Source organism: Nocardioides euryhalodurans, assembly GCF_004564375.1.
In the GTDB taxonomy this organism is placed as follows: Bacteria; Actinomycetota; Actinomycetes; order Propionibacteriales; family Nocardioidaceae; genus Nocardioides; species Nocardioides euryhalodurans.
In genome coordinates, this window is sequence record NZ_CP038267.1 from 2062508 (window position 1) to 2088022 (window position 25515).

Consider the following 25515-nt stretch of genomic DNA (forward strand, 5'->3'; position numbering starts at 1 on the left):
TCGTGGCGCCGTGGCGTGCCCTACTTGCCGAGCTTGCGGCGCTGGACGCGCGTCTTCTTGAGAAGCTTGCGGTGCTTCTTCTTGGCCATGCGCTTGCGCCGCTTCTTGATGACAGAACCCACAGGAGAACCTTTCACATGCTGAGGTCGACGTCGGCGGACGACGACGGGCTCAGCCTAACGGCCGCCCGCAGGCCGACCGAAACCGCGGGCAGGCGGTCCGGTGGGTGGAAGGCCGCTGCACACGGCCCGCCGGAGGTCAGCCGGCGCTGTAGAAGCTCTTGCGGAGGTACTCGTCTACGTCGTCCTCGGTCACCCGGAACGAGCGGCCGACGCGGACGGCGGGCAGCTCACCGCTGTGGACCAGCCGGTACACCGTCATCTTCGAGACGCGCATCATCGCCGCGACCTCAGCCACGGTCAAGAACTTGGGGTCAGCGTGATCCCCGGACATGTTCACCATCGCGCACCGGCTTTCTGTGGCAGCACGCCACCGGCTTCCCCGCCGGTGGGCACAACGTGCCGCGCATGGGAAGGATAGGGCCTGTGGGGTCCGTGGGGAAGCAATTCACTACTGAAACTCGTGGGGAGACGGCGTGTCGGCTTGCGACATGCAGGGAATTGCCGGGCGGGCCAGCCCTGCGGAGCCTCAGGGCATCGGGTCCAGCCCGTGGTACGGGAACACCTCGGTCCGGGTCGCGTTGATGGCGCGGTCCAGCCACGACTCGGGGTCGAACCCCTCCGACCAGTCGCGGTACGCCGGGGTGCGACCGTCCGTCAGGCGCATCGGAGGCGTCGCGCCGAGCATCGTCCGGACGTACTCGCGCCACTCCGGTGGCGTCTCGGTCCCGGGGGCGAGCGGGCGTCCCCCGACGATCGCCAGCAGGTGGGTCCAGGCCCGCGGCACGACCTCGACCAGGGAGTAGCCGCCACCCCCGGTGGCGACCCAGCGGCCGCCGCAGACCTCGTGGGCGAGCTCGTGGAGCGCGAGGTAGGTCGCACGCTGGCCGTCGACGGTGAGCATCAGGTGGGCAAGCGGGTCCTCGATGTGGGAGTCGCAGCCGTGCTGGGTCACGAGCACCTCCGGCGCGAACTCCCGCACCACCGGCGGCACGACCGCGTGGAAGGCCCGCAGCCAGCCCGCGTCCGAGGTGCCGGGGGGCAGGGCGACGTTGACGGCCGACCCCAACGCCCGCGGTCCGCCGGAGTCCTGCGGGAAGCCGGTGCCCGGGAAGAGCATCTGGCCGGTCTCGTGGAGCGAGACGGTGAGCACCCGCGGGTCGTCCCAGAACACCCGCTCCACCCCGTCGCCGTGGTGGACGTCGACGTCGACGTACGCGATCCGCTCCGCGCCACGGTCGAGCAGGTGCTGGATGCCGACGGCGACGTCGTTGTAGATGCAGAAGCCGCTGGCACGCGAGGGCATGCCGTGGTGCAGGCCACCGGCGATGTTGGCGCTGTGGAGGCTGCGGCCGCTCCAGACCTGGTCGAAGGCCTCGATGCTGGCGCCGACCACGTGCGCCGCCGCGACGTGCATGTCGCGGAAGACCGGGTTGTCGTCGCTGCCGAGGCCGCACCGGTCGCTGTGCTCCCCCGTGGTCCCGGCGCGGACGACGGCCGCCACGAGCTCGGCGTCGTGCACGGTGAGCAGCTGCTCCTCGGTGGCCGTGGGGGCAGGGACGGTCTTCAGCCCGTGCCCGAGGACGCCGAGCTCCTCGGCGAGCCGCATGGTGAGGTCGACCCGCAGCGGCGACATCGGGTGGGCCGGACCGAAGTCGTAGCTGGTGAGGCTCGGGTCGAAGACGACCGTCGCCGGTCCGGAGCACACCACCATGCCCGCCACGCTACCGCCGCCCTGGGTCGCACCTCCGGTGCGGCACGATGGCGGACATGTGGGCAGCAGTCCTCTTCGACCTCGACGACACCCTCGTGGACCAGCACGGCGCGGCCAGGTCCGCCGTCGTCGGGTGGGCCCGGGACCGGGGCCTCGACGATCCCGAGGACCGGCTCGTCGAGCGCTGGACGGCCCTCAGCGACCGTCACTACCGTCGCTACCAGGACCGCGAGCTGACCTACCTCGAGCAGCGTCGGGTGCGGATCCGCGAGTTCCTGCCGGAGGTCCCGCTCGACTCCGACGACGAGGCGGACGCCACCTTCGCCGAGCACCTCGCCCGCTACGAGGAGGCGTGGCAGGCCTTCCCCGACGCCGCCCCTGCGCTGCGGCGCGCCCGCCTCGCCGGCGCCACCATCGCCGTGCTGACCAACGGCGACCACGACCACCAGTCCCTCAAGCTGACGAGGACCGGCCTCGCGGACGAGGTCGACCACCTGGTCGCCACCTCGAGGCTCGCGGCGTCCAAGCCGCACCCGAGCGCCTTCCTCGACGCCTGCGCGGTGGCGGGCTCCCCGCCGGACCGGACCCTGATGATCGGCGACTCCCTCGAGCTCGACGTCCGGGGCGCCCTGGCCGCCGGGCTCGAGGCGGTCTGGCTGGACCGCTCCGGAACGGGCAGGGGCTCGGGCGTCACGCGGGTGAGCAGCCTCGACCAGGTCCTCCGGGACTGACGCCGGGTTCTGGCAGACTGGACGCGTGCCGACGACCTCCACCCTCCTCCGGTGGCCCGCCTGACGGCGGACCCCTGCTCGAGCACACCCTCATCGACCACGGCCGCCCCCGGGCGGCCGACCGTACGCGCGCCCGTGGGCCCTACCCACAGGAGCACCGCATGACCACCCTCTCCCTGCTCACCCCGTCCGGGCGGCTCACCCTCGGCAACCTGCTCGGCGCGCTGCGCCCGATGGCCGAGCGGCAGGACGACGCCTACTACGGCATCTCCGACCTGCACGCGATGACCACGCCGCACGACCCGGGCCCGCTGCGGGCGCGCACCGCCGAGATGTCGACGCTGCTGCTCGCGGCCGGTCTCGGGCAGAGCACCTTGTTCCGGCAGAGCCGGGTGCCGACACACACTGCCCTCTCCTACCTGCTGGAGTGCACCGCCCACACCGGCGAGCTCAACCGGATGATCCAGTTCAAGGAGAAGGGCCGCGGCCGCGACTCCACCCGCGTCTCGCTCTACACCTACCCGGTCCTGATGGCAGCCGACATCCTGCTCTACCGACCCACGCAGGTGCCGGTGGGCGACGACCAGCGCCAGCACATCGAGCTCACCCGTGACCTCGCGCTCCGCTTCAACCGGACCTACGGCGAGGTGTTCACCGTGCCGGAGATCGTCACGCCCGCGGCGGGGGCGCGGGTCATGGACCTCGCCGAGCCGACCCGCAAGATGAGCAAGTCGGTCGAAGGGGCCGGGTCGGTCCTGCTGCTCGACCCGCCCGACGTCGTACGCCGCAAGCTGGCGCGTGCGGTCACCGACTCCGACACCGGCCCGGACGCCGTGCGCGCCGACCGGGAGGCCAAGCCCGGGGTGACCAACCTGCTCGACATCCTGACCGCCTGCGGCGGGTCACCCGCCGGCCTGACCACGTACGGCGCGCTCAAGGCGGCCGTGACCGACGCGGTGGTGGCCGTGCTCGAGCCGCTGCAGCAGCGCTACCGTGACCTCGCCGCCGACCCCGCGTACGTCGACGGCGTGCTCGCCCGGGGCGAGGAGCGGTGCCTCGAGGTCAGCACGCCCGTGCTCGACGCGGCCCGCGAGGCCGTCGGGTTGTGAGTCAGGAGCCCTCGGCGAGCGCGCGGGAACGGTCGCGGGCGGCCTCCATGGCCGCGAGGAACGCGGCCCGGACCTTGTGGGTCTCGAGCTCGCGCAGCGCGGCCGCGGTGGTGCCGCCGGGCGAGGTGACCTGCTCCCGCAGCACCACGGGGTGCGAGCCGGTCTCGCGGAGCATCGTCGCGGACCCGAAGACGGTCTGCACGACCAGGTCCGTCGCGGTGGCCCGCGGCAGCCCGAGGTGCACGCCGGCCTCGATCATCGACTCGACCACGAAGTAGATGTAGGCCGGCCCGGACCCGGAGATCGCCGTGACCGCGTCCTGCTGCCGCTCGGGGACGCGGACCACCTTGCCGACCGACGACATCAGCGCCTCCGCCTCGGCGAGGTGCTGCTCGTCGCAGTGGGAGCCGGGCGAGATCGCCGCCATCCCCTCGTCGACCAGCGCCGGCGTGTTGGGCATGACCCGGACGACGGCGACGCCGTCGGGCACGCGCGACTCGATGAAGGCGGTGGTGATGCCGGCGGCGAGGGAGACCACGAGCTGCCCGGGGCGCAGCTCGCCCGCGATCTCGTCGAGCAGGTCGCCCATGTCCTGCGGCTTGACGACGATCGCGACCGTGTCGGCCCGGCGGCTGGCCTCGGCGTTGGAGACCACCGCCACGCCGTAGCGCTCCTCGAGCTCGCGCGCCCGCTCGGGCCGCTTCTCGCCGACCAGCAGGTGGTCGACGCGGCGACCGGCCCGCACCAGGCCGGAGAGCAGGGTCTCCCCCATCACGCCGGCGCCGAGGATCGCCGCACTGGACTCAGCCTGGGCCACGTCAGCGCCTTCCTACTTCTTGGAGACCAAGGACTTCACGAAGAATGACAGGTTGGCCGGACGCTCCGCGAGACGTCTCATGAGGTAGCCGTACCACTCGGTCCCGTAGGGCAGGTAGACACGCATCGTCTCGCCCGACTCGGCCAGCCGCTGCTGCTCGAGGGGCCGGATGCCGTAGAGCATCTGGAACTCGTAGGTCCCGCGCTCGCGGCCGTAGCGGCTGGCGAGCGACCCGGCGATCTCGATCATCCGCGGGTCGTGCGTCGCGATCATGGGGTAGCCCTGCCCGGCCAGCAGCACCTTGAGGCAGCGGACGTAGGAGCGGTCGACGTCGATCCGGTCCTGGAAGGCGACCTCCTCGGGCTCGAGGTAGGCGCCCTTGCAGAGCCGGACCCGCGAGCCCTCGTGGGCCAGTGCCCGGCAGTCGGCCTCGGTGCGGTGGAGGGCGGCCTGCAGCACCGCGCCCGTCTCGGGGAAGTCCTTGCGCAGCTCGCGGAGGATCGCCAGCGTCGAGTCGGTGGTGGTGTGGTCCTCCATGTCGAGGGTCACCGTGGTGCCGGCGTTGCGGGCGGCGCGGCAGATCGTGCGGGCGTTCTCGAGCGCGATCTTGTGGCCGCCGCCGGCGACCGAGTCGGGCAACGCCTGGCCGACCGCGCTGAGCTTGACCGACACCTCGGCCCGGCGGGCCAGCCCGCGGTGGGCGAGCTCGCCGAGGAGCTCGACGTACGCCGCCACGGTGGCCTCGGCCTGCTCCACGTCGAGGGTGTCCTCGCCCAGGAAGTCGAGGGTGACCCACATGCCGCCGGCGACGAGCTCCTCGGACGCGGTCACGGCCGCGTCGGTGGTCTCGCCGGGGACGTAGGAGTGGACGATCCCGGAGGAGACCGGCATGGTGCTGACGAGCTCCTGGACGTGGCGGCTGCGGGACAGCATCAGGAGTGGTTGGCGGAGCAGGGACATGGCGCACAGGCTACGCGCGGGACTCCTCCGCGGCGAAGCCGGCGAGGCTCCCTCAGGCCCGCGCCAGCAGGGCCAGCAGGTCGGCGTGGGCGTCGCCGGTGGCTGCCACGAGCAGCCCCTGGCCGCTCGACACCGGGCCGCCCTCGAGGTCGGTCACCACGCACCCGGTCGAGCGGCACAGCGCCAGCCCCGCCGCGTAGTGGACGCTCTGGCTGACGTCGCCGTCGGCGACGTACGCCGCGAACCGGCCGGCCGCGACCCACGCCACCGCCAGCGAGGTGGCCGCCCCGCGCGGCGCGTATCGCTCGGCGAAGGCCGGCAGCTCGAGCAGCCGTCGCGTGCGCAGCGAGGTCAGGTCGACCTCGACCAGCCGGTTGTCCGTCCCGGCCGAGAGGGCGGTCGCGGGGTCCGACTCGGCCCAGGCGCGCTCGCCGTCGGTGACGAGGACGTCCCCGGCGACCGGGTCGGCGACGGCCGCGACCCGTACGTGCTCACCCTCGCGCAGCGCCACGTTGACGGCCAGCAGCGGGATGCCGGCGGCGAAGTTGAGGGTCCCGCAGATGGGGTCCACCAGCCAGGTGCGGTCGCCGGCACCCTCGGCGCCGTACTCCTCCCCGACGACCGCGTCGTCGGGCCGGTGGTCCCGCAGGACGGCGCGGACGGCACGTTCGGAGGCGAGGTCGGCCTCGGTGGCGAAGTCGATCCCGTCCTTGCCGTGGCGCTCGACCGGGGTGCGGTAGCCCGCCGCGGCCTCAGCGGCACCCGCACGGGCGGCTGCGATCGCGACGTCGACGTCCGTGGTGGTCACCCGCCCGACGCTAGCCGCTCAGGGCGTACGCCGGCGCAGCGTGGCCGCGCCGAGGGCGAGCCCGGCCAGCGCGAACCCGACCACCACCGCCAGGTCCGGCCAGACCTCGGCGGTCCCGGTCGTGGTCGTGAGGGTCTGCATCGCGTCGACGGCGTAGGACAGCGGCAGCACGTCGCTGATCGCGCCCAGCACGTCGGGGAGCGCGTCGCGGGGCACGAAGAGCCCGCAGAGCAGGATCTGCGGGATCACCACGACCGGCATGAACTGCACCGCCTGGAACTCGGTGCGGGCGAAGGCGCTGACGAACAGCCCCAGGGCCGTCCCCAGCACGGCGTCGGCCACGGCCACCACGGTCAGCAGCCACACCGGTCCGGCGACGTCGAGGTCGAGGAGGACGACGCTCAGCCCGACGGCGAGGACCGACTGGAGCGCGGCGACCAACCCGAAGGCGAGCGCGTAGCCGCCGAGGAAGTCGAGCTTGCCCATCGGCATCGCCAGCAGCCGCTCGAGCGTGCCGGAGGAGCGTTCCCTCAGCGTGGTCACGCTGGTCACCAGGAACATGATGATGAACGGGAACATCGCCAGCAGGCCGGGGCCGAGCTGGTCGAAGGTCGCACCCGGAAGCTCGTCGAACATCCACCAGAGGAGGGTCATCAGCAGGCACGGCACCAGCAGCAGCATCGCGACGGTGCGGTGGTCGCGCCGCAGCTGGGCGAGCACCCGGCCGTTGACGGCGAGCAGCACCCGGGTGCTCATGCGGGGTCCCCGCGGAAGTGTGGGCTGGAGGAGCGCAGCGGGAGAAGCGCGCAGTCTCGTGGGGTGCTCATGCCGCCGGCTCCACGATCCGCAGGAAGGCCTGCTCGATGTCGTCGGTCCCGGTGCGCTCGCGGATCGCGTCGGGTGTGCCGTCGGCGATGATCTCGCCCTCGCGCATGAGCAGCAGCCGGTCGCAGCGCTCGGCCTCGTCCATGACGTGGCTCGAGACGATCACCGCGGCACCGGCGTCGGCGAGCCGGTGGAACAGCTGCCACAGGTCGCGCCTCAGCACCGGGTCGAGGCCGACGGTCGGCTCGTCGAGCACGAGCAGGTCCGGCTCCCCGAGCAGCGCGACGGCCAGGCTCGCCCGGGACCGCTGGCCACCGCTGAGCCGGCTCACCACCTGGTCGCCGTGGTCGGCGAGGTCCACCTGCTCCAGCACCGTGTCGGCGCGCGCGGCATCGGCGCCGAGCACGCGACCGAAGAAGCGGAGGTTCTCCGCGACCGTCAGGTCGTCGTAGACGCTGGCGGCCTGGGTGACGTAGCCGGTCCGGGGGCGGAGCACCGGGCTGCCCGCCTCCTCGCCGAAGACCCTCACCGACCCGCCCTTGACCTGCTGGACGCCCACGAGGCATCGCAGCAACGTCGTCTTGCCGCAGCCGCTGGGACCGAGCAGCCCGGTCACGCCACCGCCCACGGCCAGGTCGAGGTCGCGCAGCACCGTGCGCGTGCCGCGGACGACCGTGAGCCCGCGGATCTCCACGGAGTTATTCATCATGTGTTGAATTATGCGCCTGAGACCGCCCTCAGGGCAAGGGGCCGGTGAGGTAGCGCTGCAGGGTCGGGGCGTACGTCGCCACGAGCTCGTCCCGTGACAGGGAGGCGAGCGGCTCGACCCGCAGCACGTAGCGCAGCAGGATCAGGCCGATCACCTGGCTCGCCACCAGCGTCATCCGGCGCTCGGGCCGCTCGAGGCCGAGCGCGACGCCGACCGGCTGCAGCACCACCGGCAGGAACCCCTCCGACAGCAGCCGGGACGCGTCGGGGTCCATCAGCCCCCGCGCGAAGGCCACCAGGGTCGGCTGCAGCTCGGGGTCCTCCCAGACGCCCAGGAAGGCGACCAGGAACCGCTCCGCCGCGCCGTCCGGGCCCTGGGCCACGACGGGCGCGATCACCTCGCGCGGGTCCACCGGCAGCTGCATGGCGGCCATGAAGAGGTCGTCCTTGGTGCCGAAGTAGTGGTGCACCAGCGCCGCGTCCACGCCGGCGTCGCCGGCCACCGCACGGATCGTCGTCCCTGCGAACCCGCGCTCGGCGAACCGGGTCCGCGCCGACGCGAGGATGGCCGCCCTGGTGTCGGGGGCCCCCGGTCGCCGCCCGCGGGCGGTACCGCTCACCGGGCCCCCACGGTGAAGTGCTGCCGCGCGAAGTCGAGCGAGGCCCGCAGGTCGGCCTCACGCTGCTCGCGGGTGGCGGCCTTCCGGGTGTTGATCTCGACCACGATGTCGCCGCCGAAGCCGGAGTCCGCGACGTGGCGCAGGAAGTCGGCTGCCCCCATCACACCGCGGCCCGGCACGAGGTGCTCGTCCTTGGCGGAGCCGCTGCCGTCGGTGAGGTGGACGTGACGCAGCCGTGAGCCCATGCGGACCGCCATCTCGACGACGTCCGAGCGCGCGATCGCGGCGTGGGAGAGGTCGATGGTGGTGTGCGCGTACGACTCCTCGGAGGGGTCCCAGCCCGGCAGGTACATCTCCATGCCGCGGCGCGAGGACGCCCGCCACGGATACATGTTCTCGACCGCGAAGGCCAGGCCGGTCGACTCCTCGAGGGCGGCGATGCCGTCGACGAAGCCGGCGGCGTACTCCTTCTGCCAGCGGAAGGGCGGGTGCACCACGACCACCTCGGCACCCACCGCGGCCGCCATCTCCGCCGACCGCTCGAGCTTGCCCCAGGGCTCGGTCCCCCACACGCGCTGCGTGAAGAGCAGGCAGGGCGCGTGGATCGCGCAGACGTCGATCTGGTGGTGCTCGGAGAGCTGGCGCACCGCCGCGACCTGCTGCGAGAGGGCGTCGATGCCCACCATCACCTCGACGGCGTCGTAGCCCAGCGACGCGGCGTAGGCGAAGGCGTGGGCGGAGGACTCGGGATAGACCGACGCCGTGGACAGTCCGATCCGACCTGAGCGGTCAGCCACCGGCCGACCGGATCGCGTCGATCCGCTCGAGGATGACGCCCTCCCGCAGCGCCCACGGGCAGATCTCGAGCTCGGGGAGGTCGAAGATGTCCATGATCCCGACAGCGACCAGGGCGCCCGGGAGGATCTGGTGGGTGCGGCTCGGGGAGACGCCCGGGAGCTCGCCGAGCTCCTCGTCGCTCATCGCCGCGAGCTTGGGGATCCACTCCGTCATCGCCTCGCACGGCAGCACCCGCGGCACCAGCGGCCCGTCGCCCGAGGGCGGGGCTCCGCAGATGCGTGCGAGCGAGCGGAAGGTCTTGGACGTCGCCACCGCCTGGTCGGGCGCACCGGAGCGGAGCAGGTTGCCCGCGTCACGGGCGATGTCGGCCCGGATCTTCCTGCGCAGCGTCCGGATCGACTCCTCGGAGCGGTCGTCGGCGAGGTGCTCGCGCGCGAGGCGGGCGGCGCCGAGCGGCATCGACCAGGCGACGTCGGGCCACTCGTTGGCGCCCGCCGCGATCTCGAGCGACCCGCCACCGATGTCGAAGACGGCCAGCCGGCCCGAGGACCAGCCGAACCACCGGCGTACGGCGAGGAAGGTCAACCGGGCCTCGTCCTCGCCGGGCAGCACCCCGATCTCGACGCCGGTGCGGTCGCGGACCGCCTGCAGCACGTCGTCGGAGTTCGTGGCGTCGCGGACGGCGGAGGTGGCGAAGGGCAGCATGTCCTCGCAGCCCTTGTCCTCCGCGACGACCAGCGCGGAGGCGACGAAGTCGGCCAGCGCGTCGATGCCCCGGTCGGTCACCGCCCCGGACTCGTCGAGGTGCTCGGCCAGCCGCAGCGGCTCCTTGTGGGAGTACGCCGGGAGCGGGGCGGCGCCCACGTGGGCGTCCACCACCAGCAGGTGACCGGTGTTGGATCCGATGTCGAGCACGCCCAGGCGCATGGGATCACCGTATCCCCGTCGGGGCGGAGCGGACACGGCGCGCATCCGACGTAGGCTTCTGGGCGTGCCCGAAGTCGACCTCGTCTTCCCCCGAGCCTGGGTCGAGTTCGCCGACCCCGCCGACGCCGACCAGGTGTTCCGCTGCGACCTGACGTGGCTCACGTCGAACTACCTGTGCATCTTCGGGCAGGGCTGCCACGGCATCTACAAGGAGTCCCCCGACACCGGGTGCTGCACCCTCGGCGCCCACTTCTCCGACAAGGACGACGAGAAGCGGGTGGCGTCGTACGTCGCCCAGCTCACGCCGGAGCAGTGGCAGTTCCACCCGGGCCGCAAGGTCCGCAAGGCGGACTGGGTCGAGAAGGACGCCGACGGCGAGACCAAGACCCGCACCCTCGAGGTCGACGGCCAGGGGGCCTGCATCTTCCACAACCGCACCGACTTCCCGACCGGGGCCGGCTGCGCGCTCCACGGCCTCGCGCTCGCGCAGGGCCGCAACCCGCTCGAGACGAAGCCCGACGTGTGCTGGCAGCTGCCCATCCGGCGGACGTACCGCACCGTCGAGCGGCAGGACGAGACGTCCTACACCGAGGTCACGATCACGGAGTACGACCGTCGCGGCTGGGGTCCGGGCGGGCACGACCTCGACTGGTACTGCTCGGGCAACACCGAGGCCCACGTCGGCGTGGAGCCGCTCTACGTCACCAACGAGCCCGAGCTCACCGAGCTGATGGGCCGCCCCGCCTACGACGCGCTCGTGGCGCACTGCGAGGCGCACCTGCGGTCCCGCTCGGCGCTCGCGATCCATCCCGCCGACCCCCGCTGAGGACCTTTCTCCGCGGGGACCCGGCCACTGTCGGATCCCGGGACGAAGCCTTGACATCGAGACAAATCGACCCCGCTGCACGCGACCGATCCCCGATTGCCGACAATGAACGGCATGCGCTTGGACCATCTCTCTTTCGCAGCCGGACCTGATGGCCTTGCCAGCACTGCCCAGCGACTCGGGGGACTGCTCGGCACGGACTTCCTCGACGGCGGGGTGCACCCGCGGTTCGGCACCCGCAACATGATCCTTCCGTTGTCCGGGGGGACCTACCTGGAGGTCGTCGAGGTGCTCGACCACCCGGCCTCCGACAAGGCGCCCTTCGGCCAGGCCGTGCGTGCCCGCTCCCAGCTCGGGGGCGGCTGGCTCGGCTGGGTCGTGGCGGTCGACGACATCGCCGCGGTCGAGACCCGGCTCGGGCGCGAGGCCGCCAAGGGCAACCGCAAGCGACCCGACGGCACCGAGCTGCTCTGGCAGCAGATCGGTATCAACGGTCTCATCGCAGACCCGCAGCTGCCCTTCTTCATCCACTGGGAGAGCCCTGCGGAGATGCACCCGAGCGCCGGGGCGGCGGGCGACTTCACGCTCGCCTGCCTCGAGATCGCCGGCGACCCGCAGCGGGTCTCGGAGTGGCTCGGCGAGACCGTCGAGGCGCCCCTGGAGGACGTGAAGGTCGAGTGGGTGGCCCCCAACGGCACCCCCGGCATCATCGCCGCCCAGGTGCAGACCCCGAACGGCCTGGTCCGGATCTGAGCGAGCCTCGCGGGTGAGCGGGATCCCCGCGGGCGCTCGACCGAGCCCGAACATCTGGCACCACACCGCGACGTACGAGCTCGAGAACCGGGCCGTCGACCCCGACGGCCTGCTCGAGGCCGCCATGCGCCGGCTCGCCGACTGGTCCGGTCGGACGGTGCTCGACCTCGGCTGCGGCACCGGCTTCCACCTCCCCCGCTTCGCCGAGGACGCGGCCGCGGTCGTCGGGGTGGAGCCGCATCCCGGCCTGGCGGCGATCGCGCGCCGACGTACGCGTCGGCTCGGCAACGTGGCGGTCCGCGAGGGCCTCGCGCAGTCCCTCCCGGTCCCGGACGCGTCCGTGGACGTGGTGCACGCCCGGTGGGCCTACTTCTTCGGTCCCGGCTGCGAGCCCGGACTGGCCGAGCTCGACCGCGTCGTACGCCGTGGCGGCACCGCGTTCGTCATCGACAACGACCCCACCCGCTCCACCTTCGGCGCGTGGTTCCGGCGGGGCTACCCCGAGGTGGACCCGGTCGCGGTGGAGCGCTTCTGGTCGGGCCGCGGCTGGGAGAGACACCCGCTCGAGATCCGCTGGGAGTTCGGGTCCCGCGAGGACCTCGAGGCCGTGGTCGGCATCGAGCTGCCGACCGCGGTGGCCACCGACGTCCTGGCCACGCACGAGGGGACCTCGGTCGACTACGCCGTGAACCTGTGGGTGCGAGGCTTCTAGCCGGCCTGCACGTTGCAGGTTTCCCCGGCAGCCGGGGAATCATGCAGGGCGCTCAGCTGGTCCCGCGCACGACCAGCTCGGGAGCGAGCAGCACGCCCTCGGCCCGCTCGGGCGGGTGGCCGAGCAGGCCCTCGAGCGCACGGACGATCTCGACCGCGACCTCCTCGAGCGGCTGTCGGACCGAGGTCAGGCCCGGGGGCACGACCTGGGCGACCTGGGAGTCGTCGAACCCGACCACGGCGACGTCGCGGCCGGGGACCATGCCACGGTCGGCGAGGGTGTGCATGACCCCGAGCGCCAGCGTGTCGGAGGCGCACACGAAACCGGTCGGGCCGGCCTCGTCGAGCAGCACGGCGGCCGCCTCCCGGCCGCTGGCGACCGTGTCGTCGGAGCGCGAGGCGAGGCCGGTGGTGGCCAGGCCGTGGGAGCGCATGGTGCGGGTCCACCCGCTCCGGCGGTCCTCGCCGATCACCTGGTCCTTGCGCCACCCGATCCACGCGATCCGCTCGTGGCCCCGCGAGAGCAGGTGCTCGGTCGCGACCTGGGTGCCGGCGGCGCCGTCGACGTCGACCCAGGGGTGGCCGGCGCCGGGGTTGTCCCAGGGACGGCCGAACGCGACGAACGGGGCCCGGCGCGACTCCAGCCACGCCGCCTGCGGGTTGCCGAGGTAGGTGTCGGTCGCCACGAAGGCGTCGACGGCGGTGGAGCGCAACAGGTCGTCGTAGCCCGTCGTCGGGTCCTGCGGGTCGCCCGGGAAGAGCAGCACGTGGTAGCCGGCGGCACTCGAGGTCTCGACCAGGGAGTGGACGAACCGGTCCATCAGGGCGTTCGCCGTGCCCTCCTGGGCGGGGGCGAAGCGCAGCCCGATCAGGTGGCTGGTGCGCGTACGGAGGTTGCGGGCGGCCCGGTTGGGCGAGTAGCCCAGCGAGTCGATCGCCTCCTGCACCCGCTGCAGCGTGTCGGCGCGCAGGAGGTCGGGGTTGTTGACCGCGTTGGACACGGTCTGGCGTGACACGCCGGCGACCTCGGCCACGTCGGCCAACGTCGGTGGCAGCGCAGGCACCCGCCCCGGTGTGCGCGACATCAGTCCCCCTCACAGGCCGCTCTTGATCGTTCCAATGGGCAGCATACCCATGGCTGTGGGTGCCGTGACCTAGCGTCTCCCGCATGCCGAAGAGTGCCGCCAGGTCCCCGCGCCCTGCCTACCGCTGCAGCGAGTGCGGCTGGGAGACCGCCAAGTGGGTGGGCCGCTGCGGCGAGTGCCAGGCCTGGGGCTCGGTGGCGGAGGCGGCCGCGCCCACGATGCGAGCGAGCGCCGGACCGGTGACCCGACCGGCGGTCCCCATCGGCGAGGTGCCTGCCGAGGACTCCGCCTTCCGCACCAGCGGCGTGCCCGAGCTCGACCGGGTGCTCGGTGGCGGCCTCGTCCCCGGTGCGGCGATCCTGCTGGCCGGCGAGCCCGGCGTCGGCAAGAGCACGCTGCTGCTCGAGGTGGCCGCCCAGACCGCCCGCTACCAGCGCCGCACCCTCTACGTCACGGGCGAGGAGTCCGCCTCGCAGGTCCGGCTGCGCGCCGACCGGACCGGCGGCGTCCACGAGCAGCTCTTCCTGGCGGCCGAGACCGACCTCGGCGCCGTGCTGACCCACATCGAGGAGGTGCGACCCGAGCTGCTGGTCGTCGACTCCGTGCAGACGATCGCCGCCTCCGGCACCGACGGCGTCCCCGGCGGCGTCAGCCAGGTCAAGGAGGTGGCGGCTGCGCTGATCCGGGTCGCCAAGACCCGCAACATCACCACCGTGCTCGTGGGCCACGTGACCAAGGACGGCTCGATCGCCGGCCCCCGCGTCCTCGAGCACGTGGTCGACGTGGTGCTCCACTTCGAGGGCGACCGCAACTCCCGCTTCCGGATGGTCCGGGCGATGAAGAACCGCTTCGGCCCGGTCGACGAGGTCGGCTGCTTCGACCTCTCCGCCGAGGGCATCACCGCGGTGACCGACCCGACCGGGCTCTTCGTCGAGAACCACCACCAGCAGGTCCCCGGGACCTGTGTAGCCGTGACGATGGAGGGGCGGCGTCCGTTGCTCGCCGAGGTGCAGGCGCTGGTCACCCACACCGCCGCCGAGCGCCCCCGCCGTACGACCAGTGGCCTCGACTCCTCCCGGGTGGCGATGGTGCTGGCGGTGCTCCACCAGCACTGCGGTCTCCGCCTCCAGCAGCAGGACGTCTTCGCCTCGACCGTCGGCGGTGCCCGGCTGCTCGAGCCGGCCACCGACCTGGCCATCGCCGTCGCCCTGGCCTCCGCGTCGACCGGGGAGCCGGCGCCCCAGGGCGTGGTGGCCATGGGCGAGCTGGGCCTGGCGGGGGAGCTGCGCAAGGTCCGCGACCTGCCCCAGCGGATCGCCGAGGCCGCCCGGCTGGGGTTCACCGTCGCGGTGGTTCCCCACGACCGCAGCGGCGGGAAGACCGGTGAGCGGCGCATCGACGGCATGCGCGTGATCGAGGTGCCCGACGTCGCCTCGGCGTTGCGGACCCTCTCGCTCGGCAGGTCCCGCGCCGGCTGACGGTCCGGTGCGGGCCGGTGTGGCCCACATCTCCTACACTGTCGGCGCCGAGGCGTGACGACGACTCGGCAGACGGAGGGAGACAGGCGTGGCGGCCGACCGTACGGACGAGCAGCTCCGGCTGCGCGCGACCCTGGCCACGATCGCACCGGGAACGCCGCTGCGCGACGGGCTCGAGCGGATCCTCCGCGGCCGCACAGGCGCCCTGATCGTCCTCGGCCACGACCGCACCGTCGAGTCGATCGCCACCGGCGGCTTCAGCCTCGACGTGCCCTTCACCGCCACCGGGCTGCGCGAGCTGGCCAAGATGGACGGCGCCCTGGTCCTCGACCGTGACGTCACCCGGATCATCCGGGCCGCCACCCACCTGATGCCCGACCACACGATCCCCTCGGAGGAGACCGGGACCCGGCACCGCACCGCCGACCGCGTCGCCCGGCAGACCGGCTTCCCGGTGATCTCGGTGTCGCAGTCGATGCAGATCATCGCCGCGTACGTCGGCGAGACCCGCCACGTGCTCGAGGACTCCGGCCAGATCCTGTCCCGCGCCAACCAGGCCCTCGCCACCCTGGAGCGCTACAAGCTGCGCCTCGACGAGGTCGCCAGCACGCTGTCGGCCCTCGAGATCGAGGACCTCGTCACGGTCCGCGACGTGGCCGTCGTCGCCCAACGGCTCGAGATGGTCACCCGGATCGCCCGCGAGATCGAGGACTACGTCCTCGAGCTCGGCACCGACGGCCGGCTGCTCTCGCTGCAGCTGGAGGAGCTGATCACGGGCGTGGACGCCGAGCGCGAGCTGGTGATCCGCGACTACCTGCCCGCGGGTCGACGCGCACGGACCCCGGAGGAGTGCCTGGCACGGCTCGAGGCCCTCTCCCCCACCGAGCTGGTCGACCCCGGTGCCGCCGCCCGCGCGCTCGGGCTCGGCAGCGGCGAGCACCTCGACGGAGCCGTCGCCCCCCGCGGCTACCGCCTGCTCGCCAAGGTGCCGCGGCTGCCGCAGGCCGTCGTCGACCGGCTGGTCGACCACTTCGGGACGCTCCAGAAGCTGCTCTCCGCCGGCATCGAGGACCTGCAGGCGGTCGACGGCGTCGGCGAGCTGCGTGCCCGCAGCGTCCGCGAGGGGCTCTCGCGACTGGCGGAGTCGACGATCCTCGAGCGCTACGTCTGAGCCTCCCGACTCAGCCGCGGCCGCCCTGCCCCTCGTCCTGCGCCCGGTCCCCGTCCTGCCCCTGCTGCTCCTGCCCGGACTGCCGCTGCCGGTCGCGGTCGCGGTCGCGTCGGTCCTCGCGCGGCTCGGGCTGGACGGTCTCGACCTGCACCTCCGGCTCCGGCTTGCTGAGCTGGAAGTGGAGGTCGGAGGGCTCGCCGGCAAGGGCGGCTGCGTCGACGTAGTACCAGCCGGGCAGGGCCCAGTCGGTGAAGACCGAGCACTCGTCGTCGGAGCGGCGTCCGGACCAGGTCACCTCGACCTCGGTGCTGACGTTGTCGCGGACCACGACCTCCTGGGTCGGGACCGCCCGGCGGCAGTCCTGGCTGGACCAGATGTCGTCGTCGCCCGAGCGGAGCTTGACCGTCAGGGTTGTCGGCGAGACCTGCCAGGTGCACGCCGGACTGGTGATGGTGCGCAGCTGGAGGGTGAAGACGACCGGGCGCCCGCCGACCGCGTCCTCGACGGAGGGGGTCACGGCGATGTCGCGGTCGGAGCAGACGCCCTCGGGCTCGGCGAGGACCGGCCGCTTCGGGCGCTGCTTCTTCCGCTCGCGCTTCGGCTCGGTGGTGACCCGCGGCTCGGCGATCGGGGACGAGGCCTCGGTGGTCGCGTCGTCCGGCACGGCGGACTCGGTGGTGTCGGCCGCGACCTGGCTGGCCTGCGGGTCCTCGGAGGAGGCGTCGGAGCCCAGCGTGAGCAGCCGTGCGGTCCCGATGACGAGACCGAGCGCCAGCAGCACCACGAGGGCGCGGCGTCGCCAGTAGACGCGTGCCGGCAGCGGTCCCCGGGTCATCGCGGTCATGGTCACAACCTAGACAGCGGGGCGGCCCCGGCGGCGGTGCCACGCCTGCCTGCCTACGATCGGTGACGATGAACGACCTCCACGCCCCGGTGCTGCGGTGGTACGACGAGCACGCCCGTGAGCTGCCGTGGCGCTCACCCTCGGCCACCCCGTGGTCGGTCATGGTCTCCGAGCTCATGCTGCAGCAGACACCGGTCGCCCGGGTGCTGCCCGTCCACGAGCAGTGGCTGGAGCGCTGGCCCACGCCGGCGTCCCTCGCGGCCGAGCCGGCCGGGGAGGCGGTACGGATGTGGGGACGGCTCGGCTACCCGCGGCGGGCGCTGCGGCTCCACGCCGCTGCCACCGCGATCGTGGAGCACCACGGGGGCGAGGTCCCGGCCGACCATGCGGACCTGCTGGCCCTGCCGGGGGTCGGCGACTACACGGCGGCCGCCGTCGCGGTCTTCGCCCACGGGCGTCGGCACGCCGTGCTGGACACCAACGTCCGCCGGGTCCACGCCAGGGTCCTCGACGGGGTCGAGCTGGCGCCGCAGTCGGTGACCCGGGCCGAGCGCGAGCGGGCGACCGACCTGCTCCCCCGTGACGACGCCGACGCCGCGACCTGGTCGGTGGCGGTCATGGAGCTCGGCGCCCTGGTCTGCACGGCGCAGCGGCCCCGCTGCGGGGCGTGCCCGGTCGCCGACGCGTGCGCCTGGCGGGCCGCCGGCCACCCGGCGTACGACGGACCGCCGCGACGTGGCCAGGCCTGGGCAGGGACCGACCGGCAGTGCCGGGGCCGGCTGCTCGCGGTCGTCCGGGAGGCCGACGGGCCGGTCCCGAGGCCGCGGCTCGACGCCGTCTGGCCGGAGCAGGCACAGCGGGAACGTTGCCTGGCCTCGCTGCTCGCCGACGGCCTGCTCGTGCGAGACGGCGAGGACTACGCGCTGCCCTGACCGGCCACGACCGCAGCGGCGGCCGCGACGTCGCGCACCACCCGCCGGATCGCCGGCGAAGTCGGGTCCAGCGGGAGGTCGAGCTGCAGACCCATGAAGGTCGCGTCGACGAGGGCCACGGCACGGCGGGCCTCGCGGCGTCGCGCTCCCGAGGCCACCAGGTGGTCGGCCAGCGCCCGGACCCAGCGCTCGTTGGCCTCGGCGACGACGGAGGCGTACGGCTCGCGGCCCAGCAGGCCGAGCGCCGCCGCCTCGACGTAGAGGCGCTGGCAACGGCCCAGCTGCTCTGCCGTGGCAGCGCGCCACAGGTCGAGCACGGCGCGGCGCACGCCGGGGGACGGGGCGAGCGCCCGGACCTCCGCCACCGACCGGTCGCTGGCGGTCCGCAGCACGGTCGCCACGAGGTCGTCCTTGCCGGCGAAGTGGTAGAGCAGCATCCGGTCGCTGGTCCCGAGCGCCTCGGCGAGCGGGCGCAGGCTGAGGCCGATCAGCCCGTGGACCAGCACGTGGTCGGTCGCGGCCTCGGCGAGCTCAGCCCGGCGGGTGGTGTCGCGCGGCACCCGGTCCCCTCTCTGACGTCTGGGACTGAGTGTAGCGAGTGCTACATTTCGTAGCAGTCGCTACACACAAGGACGTGAGTCATGCTCGTCGCCTGGTTGCTGCTGCTCGCCGCGATCGTCGCGGAGGTCTTCGCCACGGCTTCCCTCCCCCGGACCGACCAGTTCCGCGACCCGGCATGGACCGCCGCCGTGATCGGGGGCTATGCGCTGTCGATCTGGCTGCTCACGCTCGTGATCCGCACACTCCCCGTCTCGGTCGCGTATGCCGTCTGGGCCGGCCTCGGAACCGCCGGCATCGCCGTCATCGGCGTGCTCTTTCTCGACGAGCGGATGGACATCGTCAAGGCTGCGGCGCTCCTGATGATCATCGGCGGGGTCGTCGTGCTCAACCTGCACGGCACGCACTGACCGCCGGCCACGACGACACCGGCCCGCCGCAGATCTCTCTGCGGCGGGCCGGGATGTCGTACGACGGGTCAGGACCTCACTCGGCGCGCGGGACGTCCTTGGGACCTTCGCTGTCGTCCGGCCCCTCGGCCGGTGCCTCGCCTGCGGAGGCGTCGACGTCGGCGGTCTCGAACGGGGGAACGTCGGGCAGCTCGCCCATCTTCTGGCCGCGGAACGTGAACGCGGCCGTGGGCCCCTCGCCCTCGACGCCGACCAGCACGATCTGCCCGGGGCCGACCTCGCCGAAGAGCATCTTCTCGGACAGCACGTCCTCGATCTCCCGCTGGATCGTCCGCCGCAGCGGCCGCGCTCCGAGGACGGGGTCGAAGCCCCGCTCGGCCAGCAGGTTCTTGGCGTCCTGCGTCAGCTCCAGCTTCATGTCGCGGTCGCGGAGGCGCAGCTCGACGCCGGCGATCATGTTGTCGACCATCGCGACGATCTGCTCCTGCGACAGCGGCGGGAACACGATGATCTCGTCGACACGGTTGAGGAACTCGGGACGGAAGTGCTGCTTGAGCTCCTCCGAGACCTTGTTCTTCATCCGCTCGTAGGAACCGGCGGCGTCACCGGCCTGCTGGAAGCCGAGGTTCAGGCCCTTGGCGATGTCACGCGTGCCGAGGTTGGTCGTCATGATGATGACGGTGTTCTTGAAGTCGACGACCCGGCCCTGGGAGTCGGTCAGGCGACCTTCCTCCAGGATCTGCAGCAGGCTGTTGAAGATGTCGGGGTGCGCCTTCTCGACCTCGTCGAAGAGGACCACGGAGAACGGCTTGCGCCGCACCTTCTCGGTGAGCTGGCCGCCCTCCTCGTAGCCGACGTAGCCCGGAGGCGAGCCGAAGAGCCGCGAGACGGTGTGCTTCTCGCTGAACTCGCTCATGTCGAGCTGGATCAGCGCGTCCTCGTCGCCGAAGAGGAACTCCGCGAGCGACTTGGACAGCCAGGTCTTCCCGACACCGGACGGGCCGGCGAAGATGAACGACCCGCCGGGCCGCTTGGGGTCCTTCATGCCGGCACGCGTACGCCGGATCGCGCGGGAGATCGCCTTGACCGCCTGGTCCTGGCCGATGACCCGCTTGTGGAGCTCGTCCTCCATGTGGAGCAGCCGCGAGGACTCCTCCTCGGACAGCTTCACGATCGGGATGCCGGTCGCGACGGCGAGCACCTCGGCGATCAGCTCCTCGTCGACCTCGGCGACCTCGTCCATGTCGCCGGCGCGCCACTGCTTCTCACGCTCGGCCTTGCGGGCGATGAGCTGCTTCTCCTCGTCGCGCAGGCGGGCCGCGGCCTCGAAGTCCTGGCCGTCGATCGCGCCCTCCTTGCGCTGGCGCACCTCGGCGATCTTGTCGTCGTACTCGCGCAGGTCGGCAGGCGCCGTCATCCGGCGGATCCGCAGCCGCGAGCCGGCCTCGTCGATCAGGTCGATCGCCTTGTCGGGGAGGAAGCGGTCGGAGATGTAGCGGTCGGCCAGCGTCGCGGCGCTCACGAGCGCCTCGTCGGTGATCGTCACGCGGTGGTGGGCCTCGTAGCGGTCACGCAGGCCCTTGAGCATCTCGATCGTGTGGGCGATCGAGGGCTCGGCGACCTGGATCGGCTGGAAGCGGCGCTCCAGCGCGGCGTCCTTCTCGAGGTACTTGCGGTACTCGTCGAGGGTGGTCGCACCGATGGTCTGCAGCTCGCCGCGGGCCAGCATCGGCTTGAGGATGCTCGCCGCGTCGATCGCGCCCTCGGCGGCACCGGCGCCGACGAGCGTGTGGATCTCGTCGATGAACAGCACGATGTCGCCGCGGGTGCGGATCTCCTTGAGCACCTTCTTGAGGCGCTCCTCGAAGTCACCGCGGTAGCGGGAACCGGCCACGAGCGCGCCAAGGTCGAGCGTGTAGATCTGCTTGTCCTTGAGCGTCTCGGGGACGTTGCCCTTGACGATGTCCTGGGCCAGGCCTTCGACGATGGTCGTCTTGCCGACGCCCGGCTCGCCGATGAGGACCGGGTTGTTCTTCGTACGGCGCGACAGGATCTGCATGACCCGCTCGATCTCCTGCTCCCGGCCGATGACCGGGTCGAGCTTGCCCTCGCGGGCGTCCTGGGTGAGGTTGCGCCCGAACTGGTCGAGGACGAGCGAGGAGGACTGCTGCTCGGAGGGGGCGCCGCTGGCGGAGGCGGTCGCCGAGGACTCCTTGCCCTGGAAGCCGGAGAGCAGCTGGATGACCTGCTGGCGGACCCGGTTGAGGTCGGCGCCGAGCTTCTGGAGGACCTGGGCAGCGACGCCCTCGCCCTCGCGGATCAGGCCGAGCAGGATGTGCTCGGTCCCGATGTAGGAGTGGCCGAGCTGCAGCGCCTCGCGCAGGGACAGCTCGAGCACCTTCTTGGCGCGCGGGGTGAACGGGATGTGGCCGCTGGGGGCCTGCTGGCCCTGGCCGATGATCTCCTCGACCTGGGCGCGCACGGCCTCCAGGGAGATGTCGAGGCTCTCCAGCGCCTTGGCCGCCACACCCTCGCCCTCGTGGATCAGGCCGAGCAGGATGTGCTCGGTCCCGATGTAGTTGTGGGACAGCATGCGGGCCTCTTCCTGGGCCAGCACCACCACTCGTCGGGCTCGGTCGGTGAACCGCTCGAACATGCGCATCGCTCCTGTTGCCTCGGGGGCCGGTCGCCTCGCTGGCGAACCGCAAACTATCGGTACAACCCCGCCGACAGCCTACGCGTTCCCTGCGCGGGCCAAAGGGCGTCCGCCCAGAGCGAACACAGGATCAGTGCGCGGCGTCGAAGGCCTCGCGCACCTCGGCGGGGACGCGGCCCCGGTCGGAGACCTCGAAGCCGTTGGAGCGGGCCCAGTCGCGCAGCTCGCGGGCGCTCGGGCCGGAGGTCGTGGCGGTGGTGCGCGCCTTGCGGCCGCGGGCGGCGGTGACCTTGCGGGCGTGACCGACGTAGCCGGAGAGGGCCTCGCGCAGCGCGGCGGCGTTCTTGTCGTTCAGGTCGATCTCGTAGGAGGTGCCGTCGAGCCCGAAGGACACGGTCTCCGAGGCGTCACTGCCGTCGAGGTCGTCGACCAGGACGATGTTCACCTTCTGCGCCATTGTTTTCCCTTCCCCTGAATGCCACCCATTGGCAATTCGCAATTCAGCATGCCCGAAAGGCGCGGGAAAAGGAAATCAAAGCCGAGAAAGCCGAATTACTGGTTGCGGGCAAAGGCCAGCTCCAGCCCCCGCAGCGTGAGCGCGGGCACGTGAGCGGTGAAGCAGCCGCACTCGCCGAGGACAAGCGGGGCGAGATAGCCGGTGGCGATGACGGTGACGTCCTCGTCGGTCGCCAATTCACCGATCATGCGCGAGACGAGGCCCTCGACCTGTCCCGCGACCCCGAATAGGAGACCAGACTGCAAAGCCTCGACGGTGTTGCGCGCAATGACGGATCTCGGCCTCGACAATTCGACCGTACGCAATTGCGCACCGCGATGTCCGAGCGCCTCGAGGGAGAGCTCGATCCCGGGTGCGATGGCGCCCCCGACGTACTGGCCGGCGGCGTCGACGACGTCGAAGGTCGTGGCGGTGCCGCCGAAGTCGACGACGATGGCCGGACCGCCGAAGTCGGTGGCGGCGGCCAGGGCGTTGAGGATCCGGTCGGTGCCGACCTCGCGGGGGTTGTCGGTGCGGACCGGCACGCCGGTCCGGACGCCGGGCTCGACGACGAGGCGGGGCAGGTCCCCGAAGTGCCGGTCGAGCATGTCGCGCCACTCGTGGAGCACGGCAGGAACGGTGGCGCACACCGCGATGCCGGTGATCTCGGCCGCCCGGTCGCCCAGCAGGCCGCGCAGCAGCACCGACCACTCGTCGGAGGTCCGGGTCGCCACCGTCGCCACCCGCCACTCGGCCAGCACGTCACCGCCCGACACCACCCCCAGGACGGTGTGGCTGTTGCCGATGTCGGCGGCGAGGATCGGTCCGGCGGTGGCGGCGTTGCGGGGCACGGTCACTCCTCCACGAGGTCCAGGCCGAGGTCGAAGACCTTGACGGAGTGGGTCAGCGCGCCGACAGAGATGAAGTCGACGCCGGTCGCGGCCACCTCGGCCGCCCGCTCGAGGGTCAGCCCGCCGGAGGCCTCCAGCGTGGCGCGGCCCGCCGTCAGCGCGACCGCCTCGGCCATCGTGGCGGTGCTCATGTTGTCGAGCAGGATCTCCTCGCAGCCGGCGTCGAGCAGCTCGCGGAGCTGGTCGAGGTCGGTCACCTCGACCTCCACCCGCAGCGCCGGGTTGGCGGCCCTGACCGCCTCGAAGGCCGGGACCACGCCACCGGCGGCCACCACGTGGTTGTCCTTCACCATCGCCCGGTCCGCCAGGCTGAAGCGGTGGTTGACGCCGCCGCCGCAGCGCACGGCGTACTTCTGGAGGGCGCGCCAGCCCGGCAGGGTCTTGCGGGTGTCCAGGACCCGGGCACGGGTGCCGGACAGGGCGTCGACCCAGTGCGCGGTGGCGGTGGCGACGCCCGAGAGGTGGCAGGCGAAGTTGAGCGCCGTCCGCTCGGCCGTCAGCAGGTCGCGGGTCGGCCCCTCGACGTGCAGGACGGCGTCGCCCGGCCGCACCCGGCTCCCGTCGGCGAGCCGTCCGGTGACCGAGACCTCGTCGCCCTGCGCGTAGCGGAAGGCGAGCTCGGCGATCGCGAGCCCCGCGACCACGCCCTCCTCACGGGCCCGGAAGTCTCCGCTGGAGCGCCCCATCGGCGGCATCGCCGCGCTGGTGACGTCGCTGGACCCGGCGGGCAGGTCCTCCTCGAAGGCCACCTCCACCATCCGGTGGACGGCTGCCGGGTCGAGCCCGGCGTCCGCCAGCTCGCGCAGCAGCGCCGGCGGCAGCAGGTCGTACGGCGTGCGGGCGATGCTCATGAGGACTCTCCGTCGGTCGCGGGGGCCGGGTGGAAGGTCGCCACCGGGCGACCACGGTCGACGACGACGTCGATGTGGCCGGCCCACTCGGCGTCGTCGCGGGCCGGGAAGTCGTCGCGCCAGTGGGAGCCGCGGGTCTCCTCGCGCAGCGTCGCCGCGGCGGTGAGGGCCCGGCTCACGGTCACGAGGTTGGTGGTCTCCCAGGAGTCCGGGCCGGGCTCGGTCGCGGGCTCCGCGGCCAGCGCGGCCAGGTCGCTGCCGGCGCTCGCGAGCCCAGCGGCAGTGCGCAGCACGCCCACCCGGTCGGTCATGACCTCCTGCACGGCCGACCGCGCCGAGCCCGGCAGCAGCCCCTCCGGGCGCGGGTCGACCACCGGATCGGTCCGGTCGCGCAGCTCGCCGGGGAGCACCTCGGCGATCCGGCGCGAGAACACCAGGCCCTCGAGGAGCGAGTTGGAGGCGAGCCGGTTGGCGCCGTGGACGCCGGAGCAGGCCACCTCGCCGGTGGCGTAGAGCCCGGGCACGCCGGCGGCCCGGCCCCACAGGTCGGTGGCGACACCGCCCGAGGCGTAGTGCTGGGCCGGTGCCACGGGGATCAGCTCGCTCACGGGATCGACCCCGTGGACGCGGGCGGTGGCGAGGATGGTCGGGAACCGCCGCTCCCAGAAGTCGGCCCCGAGGTGGCGGGCGTCCAGCCAGGCGTGCGGGCGGCCGGTCTCGTGCATCCGCCGGGTGATCGCCTTCGCGACCACGTCGCGGGGAGCCAGGTCGGCGAGCGGGTGGACGCCCTCCATGATCCGGCGGCCGGCGTCGTCGAAGAGGAAGGCGCCCTCGCCGCGGACGGCCTCCGAGATCAGCGGCTGCTGCCCCTGGGACTCCTCGCCCAGCCACATCACGGTCGGGTGGAACTGCACGAACTCCAGGTCGCGCAGGGTGGCGCCCGCCCGGATCGCCAGCGCCATCCCGTCGCCGGTGGCGACCGAGGGGTTGGTCGACTGCGAGAAGACCTGCCCCAGGCCGCCGCTGGCCAGCACGACGGCGCGGCACAGCACCTGCCCGACCCCGTCGATCTGGCCCTCGCCGAGGACGTGGAGGGTCAGGCCAGCGACGCCACCGTCGGCGGCCGGCAGCAGGTCGACCGCGAGCGCGTGCTGGATCACCTCGATCTCGGGGGCCTTCCCGACAGCCGCGATCAGCGCCCGCTGGATCTCCGCACCGGTCGCGTCGCCGCCCGCGTGCGCGATCCGGTCGCGGAGGTGCCCGCCCTCCCGGGTGAGGGACAGGGCGCCCTCGTGCTGGTCGAAGACCGCGCCCCAGCTGATGAGCTCGCGCACGGCTGCCGGGCCCTCGGTGACCAGGGCCCGGACGGCGTCGCGGTCACACCCCCCGGCTCCGGCGACCAGCGTGTCGTGCTCGTGCTGGGCTGGGGTGTCCCCGGGGCCGAGCGCGGCGGCGATGCCCCCCTGGGCCCACTGGGTCGAGCCGGCGTCGAGGACGTCCTTGGTGACCACCAGGATCTTGCCGACCTGGCCGTAGAGCCGGAGCGCCGCCGTGAGTCCGGCGATGCCGGAGCCGACCACGACGACGTCGGCGTACGTCGTCCACCCGGGCTCGGGTGCGCTGAGACGTCCGGAGACGCTCGAGGGCCGGGACACCCCGGCAGGCTAGTCCACCGTCGGGCCGGCGACCGAGCCCGA

28 protein-coding genes are annotated in these 25515 nt (G+C 72.8%); 9 read left to right on the forward strand and 19 right to left on the reverse strand.

The window, feature by feature from the left end:
• Positions 1–20 precede the first annotated feature (20 nt).
• The 3 genes from EXE57_RS09780 to EXE57_RS09790 form a co-directional block, all read right to left on the reverse strand.
• Positions 21–122, reverse strand: a complete 102-nt coding sequence (locus tag EXE57_RS09780) for a 30S ribosomal protein bS22 (RefSeq protein WP_008356322.1) — start codon at positions 120–122, stop codon at positions 21–23.
• Positions 123–258: 136 nt separating this feature from the next.
• A complete protein-coding gene (locus EXE57_RS09785) occupies positions 259–417 on the reverse strand; it encodes a helix-turn-helix domain-containing protein (protein WP_425271682.1) in 159 nt (52 codons plus the stop codon).
• Between the two features lie 231 nt (positions 418–648).
• Positions 649–1833: an acetoin utilization protein AcuC gene (locus EXE57_RS09790; protein ID WP_135076992.1), complete on the reverse strand. Its 1185-nt coding sequence runs from the start codon at positions 1831–1833 to the stop codon at positions 649–651.
• Positions 1834–1889: 56 nt separating this feature from the next.
• Between EXE57_RS09790 and EXE57_RS09795 the strand changes: the two genes are divergently transcribed.
• A complete protein-coding gene (locus tag EXE57_RS09795; RefSeq protein WP_135076995.1) occupies positions 1890–2564 on the forward strand; it encodes an HAD family hydrolase in 675 nt (224 codons plus the stop codon).
• Positions 2565–2725: 161 nt separating this feature from the next.
• Positions 2726–3673, forward strand: a complete 948-nt coding sequence (gene trpS, locus EXE57_RS09800) for a tryptophan--tRNA ligase (protein ID WP_135076998.1) — start codon at positions 2726–2728, stop codon at positions 3671–3673.
• 1 nt (position 3674) lies between these two features.
• Here the strand turns inward: trpS and proC are convergent, their stop codons facing one another.
• From proC to EXE57_RS09840, 8 genes are all read right to left on the reverse strand, one after another.
• A complete protein-coding gene (gene proC, locus EXE57_RS09805) occupies positions 3675–4445 on the reverse strand; it encodes a pyrroline-5-carboxylate reductase (RefSeq protein WP_135080812.1) in 771 nt (256 codons plus the stop codon).
• Between the two features lie 57 nt (positions 4446–4502).
• Positions 4503–5450 carry a proline dehydrogenase family protein gene (locus EXE57_RS09810; RefSeq protein WP_244246774.1) on the reverse strand — a complete coding sequence of 316 codons (948 nt, stop codon included), beginning with the start codon at positions 5448–5450 and terminating at the stop codon, positions 4503–4505.
• Positions 5451–5502: 52 nt separating this feature from the next.
• A complete protein-coding gene (locus tag EXE57_RS09815) occupies positions 5503–6258 on the reverse strand; it encodes an inositol monophosphatase family protein (protein ID WP_135077002.1) in 756 nt (251 codons plus the stop codon).
• An 18-nt stretch (positions 6259–6276) separates the two neighbouring features.
• On the reverse strand, positions 6277–7014 hold the full coding sequence (locus EXE57_RS09820) for an ABC transporter permease (RefSeq protein ID WP_135077005.1): 738 nt from the start codon (positions 7012–7014) through the stop codon (positions 6277–6279).
• 67 nt (positions 7015–7081) lie between these two features.
• A complete protein-coding gene (locus EXE57_RS09825) occupies positions 7082–7792 on the reverse strand; it encodes an ABC transporter ATP-binding protein (protein ID WP_135077008.1) in 711 nt (236 codons plus the stop codon).
• A gap of 28 nt (positions 7793–7820) precedes the next feature.
• The gene (locus EXE57_RS09830) at positions 7821–8411 is read right to left on the reverse strand and encodes a TetR/AcrR family transcriptional regulator (protein ID WP_135077011.1); all 591 of its coding nucleotides are present in this window, start codon (positions 8409–8411) and stop codon (positions 7821–7823) included.
• Positions 8408–9208 carry a sugar phosphate isomerase/epimerase family protein gene (locus EXE57_RS09835; RefSeq protein WP_135077014.1) on the reverse strand — a complete coding sequence of 267 codons (801 nt, stop codon included), beginning with the start codon at positions 9206–9208 and terminating at the stop codon, positions 8408–8410. The genes EXE57_RS09830 and EXE57_RS09835 overlap by 4 nt, the downstream gene beginning before the upstream one ends.
• Complete coding sequence (locus EXE57_RS09840; protein ID WP_135077017.1) at positions 9201–10136, reverse strand: Ppx/GppA family phosphatase; 936 nt, start codon at positions 10134–10136, stop codon at positions 9201–9203. Before EXE57_RS09840 ends, EXE57_RS09835 begins: the two co-directional genes overlap by 8 nt.
• Positions 10137–10200: 64 nt before the next feature.
• Here EXE57_RS09840 and EXE57_RS09845 point away from each other — a divergent pair, with 64 nt between their 5' ends.
• From EXE57_RS09845 to EXE57_RS09855, 3 genes are all read left to right on the forward strand, one after another.
• Positions 10201–10962, forward strand: a complete 762-nt coding sequence (locus EXE57_RS09845) for a DUF3109 family protein (protein ID WP_135077020.1) — start codon at positions 10201–10203, stop codon at positions 10960–10962.
• A gap of 114 nt (positions 10963–11076) precedes the next feature.
• Positions 11077–11715 carry a VOC family protein gene (locus EXE57_RS09850; RefSeq protein WP_135077023.1) on the forward strand — a complete coding sequence of 213 codons (639 nt, stop codon included), beginning with the start codon at positions 11077–11079 and terminating at the stop codon, positions 11713–11715.
• Positions 11716–11728: 13 nt separating this feature from the next.
• The gene (locus tag EXE57_RS09855) at positions 11729–12427 is read left to right on the forward strand and encodes a class I SAM-dependent methyltransferase (protein ID WP_135077027.1); all 699 of its coding nucleotides are present in this window, start codon (positions 11729–11731) and stop codon (positions 12425–12427) included.
• 52 nt (positions 12428–12479) lie between these two features.
• Here the strand turns inward: EXE57_RS09855 and EXE57_RS09860 are convergent, their stop codons facing one another.
• Positions 12480–13511 (reverse strand): LacI family DNA-binding transcriptional regulator, encoded by a 1032-nt coding sequence (locus EXE57_RS09860; protein WP_135077030.1) that lies wholly within the window; start codon positions 13509–13511, stop codon positions 12480–12482.
• A gap of 83 nt (positions 13512–13594) precedes the next feature.
• On the opposite strand from EXE57_RS09860, the gene radA reads away from it, so the two are divergent.
• Both radA and disA read left to right on the forward strand, forming a co-directional pair.
• Entirely contained in the window at positions 13595–14989 is a 1395-nt protein-coding gene (gene radA / locus EXE57_RS09865; RefSeq protein WP_135077033.1) for a DNA repair protein RadA, read from the forward strand.
• An 88-nt stretch (positions 14990–15077) separates the two neighbouring features.
• Positions 15078–16160 carry a DNA integrity scanning diadenylate cyclase DisA gene (gene disA / locus EXE57_RS09870; RefSeq protein ID WP_135077036.1) on the forward strand — a complete coding sequence of 361 codons (1083 nt, stop codon included), beginning with the start codon at positions 15078–15080 and terminating at the stop codon, positions 16158–16160.
• A 10-nt stretch (positions 16161–16170) separates the two neighbouring features.
• Here the strand turns inward: disA and EXE57_RS09875 are convergent, their stop codons facing one another.
• Positions 16171–17004, reverse strand: coding sequence for a hypothetical protein (locus tag EXE57_RS09875; protein WP_135077039.1), 834 nt, complete (start codon positions 17002–17004; stop codon positions 16171–16173).
• Positions 17005–17072: 68 nt separating this feature from the next.
• Here EXE57_RS09875 and EXE57_RS09880 point away from each other — a divergent pair, with 68 nt between their 5' ends.
• Entirely contained in the window at positions 17073–17936 is an 864-nt protein-coding gene (locus EXE57_RS09880) for an HhH-GPD family protein (RefSeq protein WP_135077042.1), read from the forward strand.
• On the opposite strand, the gene EXE57_RS09885 is transcribed toward EXE57_RS09880, so the two are convergent.
• Entirely contained in the window at positions 17921–18496 is a 576-nt protein-coding gene (locus EXE57_RS09885; protein ID WP_135077045.1) for a TetR/AcrR family transcriptional regulator, read from the reverse strand. The two genes, EXE57_RS09880 and EXE57_RS09885, sit on opposite strands and share 16 nt — an antisense overlap.
• 81 nt (positions 18497–18577) lie before the next feature.
• Between EXE57_RS09885 and EXE57_RS09890 the strand changes: the two genes are divergently transcribed.
• On the forward strand, positions 18578–18904 hold the full coding sequence (locus EXE57_RS09890; RefSeq protein ID WP_135077048.1) for a DMT family transporter: 327 nt from the start codon (positions 18578–18580) through the stop codon (positions 18902–18904).
• 76 nt (positions 18905–18980) lie between these two features.
• Here EXE57_RS09890 and EXE57_RS09895 read toward each other — a convergent pair whose 3' ends face one another.
• The 5 genes from EXE57_RS09895 to EXE57_RS09915 all read right to left on the reverse strand — a co-directional run bounded on the left by EXE57_RS09895 (position 18981) and on the right by EXE57_RS09915 (position 25473).
• Positions 18981–21560, reverse strand: coding sequence for an ATP-dependent Clp protease ATP-binding subunit (locus EXE57_RS09895; protein ID WP_135077051.1), 2580 nt, complete (start codon positions 21558–21560; stop codon positions 18981–18983).
• A 130-nt stretch (positions 21561–21690) separates the two neighbouring features.
• Positions 21691–22017, reverse strand: coding sequence for a histone-like nucleoid-structuring protein Lsr2 (locus EXE57_RS09900; protein WP_135077054.1), 327 nt, complete (start codon positions 22015–22017; stop codon positions 21691–21693).
• Between the two features lie 95 nt (positions 22018–22112).
• Entirely contained in the window at positions 22113–22907 is a 795-nt protein-coding gene (locus EXE57_RS09905; protein WP_208542811.1) for a type III pantothenate kinase, read from the reverse strand.
• A gap of 2 nt (positions 22908–22909) precedes the next feature.
• Positions 22910–23818, reverse strand: a complete 909-nt coding sequence (gene nadC, locus EXE57_RS09910; protein WP_135077057.1) for a carboxylating nicotinate-nucleotide diphosphorylase — start codon at positions 23816–23818, stop codon at positions 22910–22912.
• Complete coding sequence (locus EXE57_RS09915) at positions 23815–25473, reverse strand: L-aspartate oxidase (protein WP_135077059.1); 1659 nt, start codon at positions 25471–25473, stop codon at positions 23815–23817. Before EXE57_RS09915 ends, nadC begins: the two co-directional genes overlap by 4 nt.
• Positions 25474–25515: the final 42 nt, after the last annotated feature.

Coding starts and splice junctions, on each gene's coding strand:
- EXE57_RS09790 (WP_135076992.1), bottom strand. CDS start 1,833: ATGGTGGTGTGCTCCGGACCGGCGACGGTCGTCTTCGACCCGAGCCTC.
- EXE57_RS09795 (WP_135076995.1), top strand. CDS start 1,890: ATGTGGGCAGCAGTCCTCTTCGACCTCGACGACACCCTCGTGGACCAG.
- trpS (WP_135076998.1), top strand. CDS start 2,726: ATGACCACCCTCTCCCTGCTCACCCCGTCCGGGCGGCTCACCCTCGGC.
- proC (WP_135080812.1), bottom strand. CDS start 4,445: ATGGGGGAGACCCTGCTCTCCGGCCTGGTGCGGGCCGGTCGCCGCGTC.
- EXE57_RS09810 (WP_244246774.1), bottom strand. CDS start 5,450: ATGTCCCTGCTCCGCCAACCACTCCTGATGCTGTCCCGCAGCCGCCAC.
- EXE57_RS09820 (WP_135077005.1), bottom strand. CDS start 7,014: ATGAGCACCCGGGTGCTGCTCGCCGTCAACGGCCGGGTGCTCGCCCAG.
- EXE57_RS09825 (WP_135077008.1), bottom strand. CDS start 7,792: ATGATGAATAACTCCGTGGAGATCCGCGGGCTCACGGTCGTCCGCGGC.
- EXE57_RS09840 (WP_135077017.1), bottom strand. CDS start 10,136: ATGCGCCTGGGCGTGCTCGACATCGGATCCAACACCGGTCACCTGCTG.
- EXE57_RS09850 (WP_135077023.1), top strand. CDS start 11,077: ATGCGCTTGGACCATCTCTCTTTCGCAGCCGGACCTGATGGCCTTGCC.
- EXE57_RS09860 (WP_135077030.1), bottom strand. CDS start 13,511: ATGTCGCGCACACCGGGGCGGGTGCCTGCGCTGCCACCGACGTTGGCC.
- radA (WP_135077033.1), top strand. CDS start 13,595: ATGCCGAAGAGTGCCGCCAGGTCCCCGCGCCCTGCCTACCGCTGCAGC.
- EXE57_RS09875 (WP_135077039.1), bottom strand. CDS start 17,004: ATGACCGCGATGACCCGGGGACCGCTGCCGGCACGCGTCTACTGGCGA.
- EXE57_RS09880 (WP_135077042.1), top strand. CDS start 17,073: ATGAACGACCTCCACGCCCCGGTGCTGCGGTGGTACGACGAGCACGCC.
- EXE57_RS09890 (WP_135077048.1), top strand. CDS start 18,578: ATGCTCGTCGCCTGGTTGCTGCTGCTCGCCGCGATCGTCGCGGAGGTC.
- EXE57_RS09895 (WP_135077051.1), bottom strand. CDS start 21,560: ATGTTCGAGCGGTTCACCGACCGAGCCCGACGAGTGGTGGTGCTGGCC.
- EXE57_RS09900 (WP_135077054.1), bottom strand. CDS start 22,017: ATGGCGCAGAAGGTGAACATCGTCCTGGTCGACGACCTCGACGGCAGT.
- nadC (WP_135077057.1), bottom strand. CDS start 23,818: ATGAGCATCGCCCGCACGCCGTACGACCTGCTGCCGCCGGCGCTGCTG.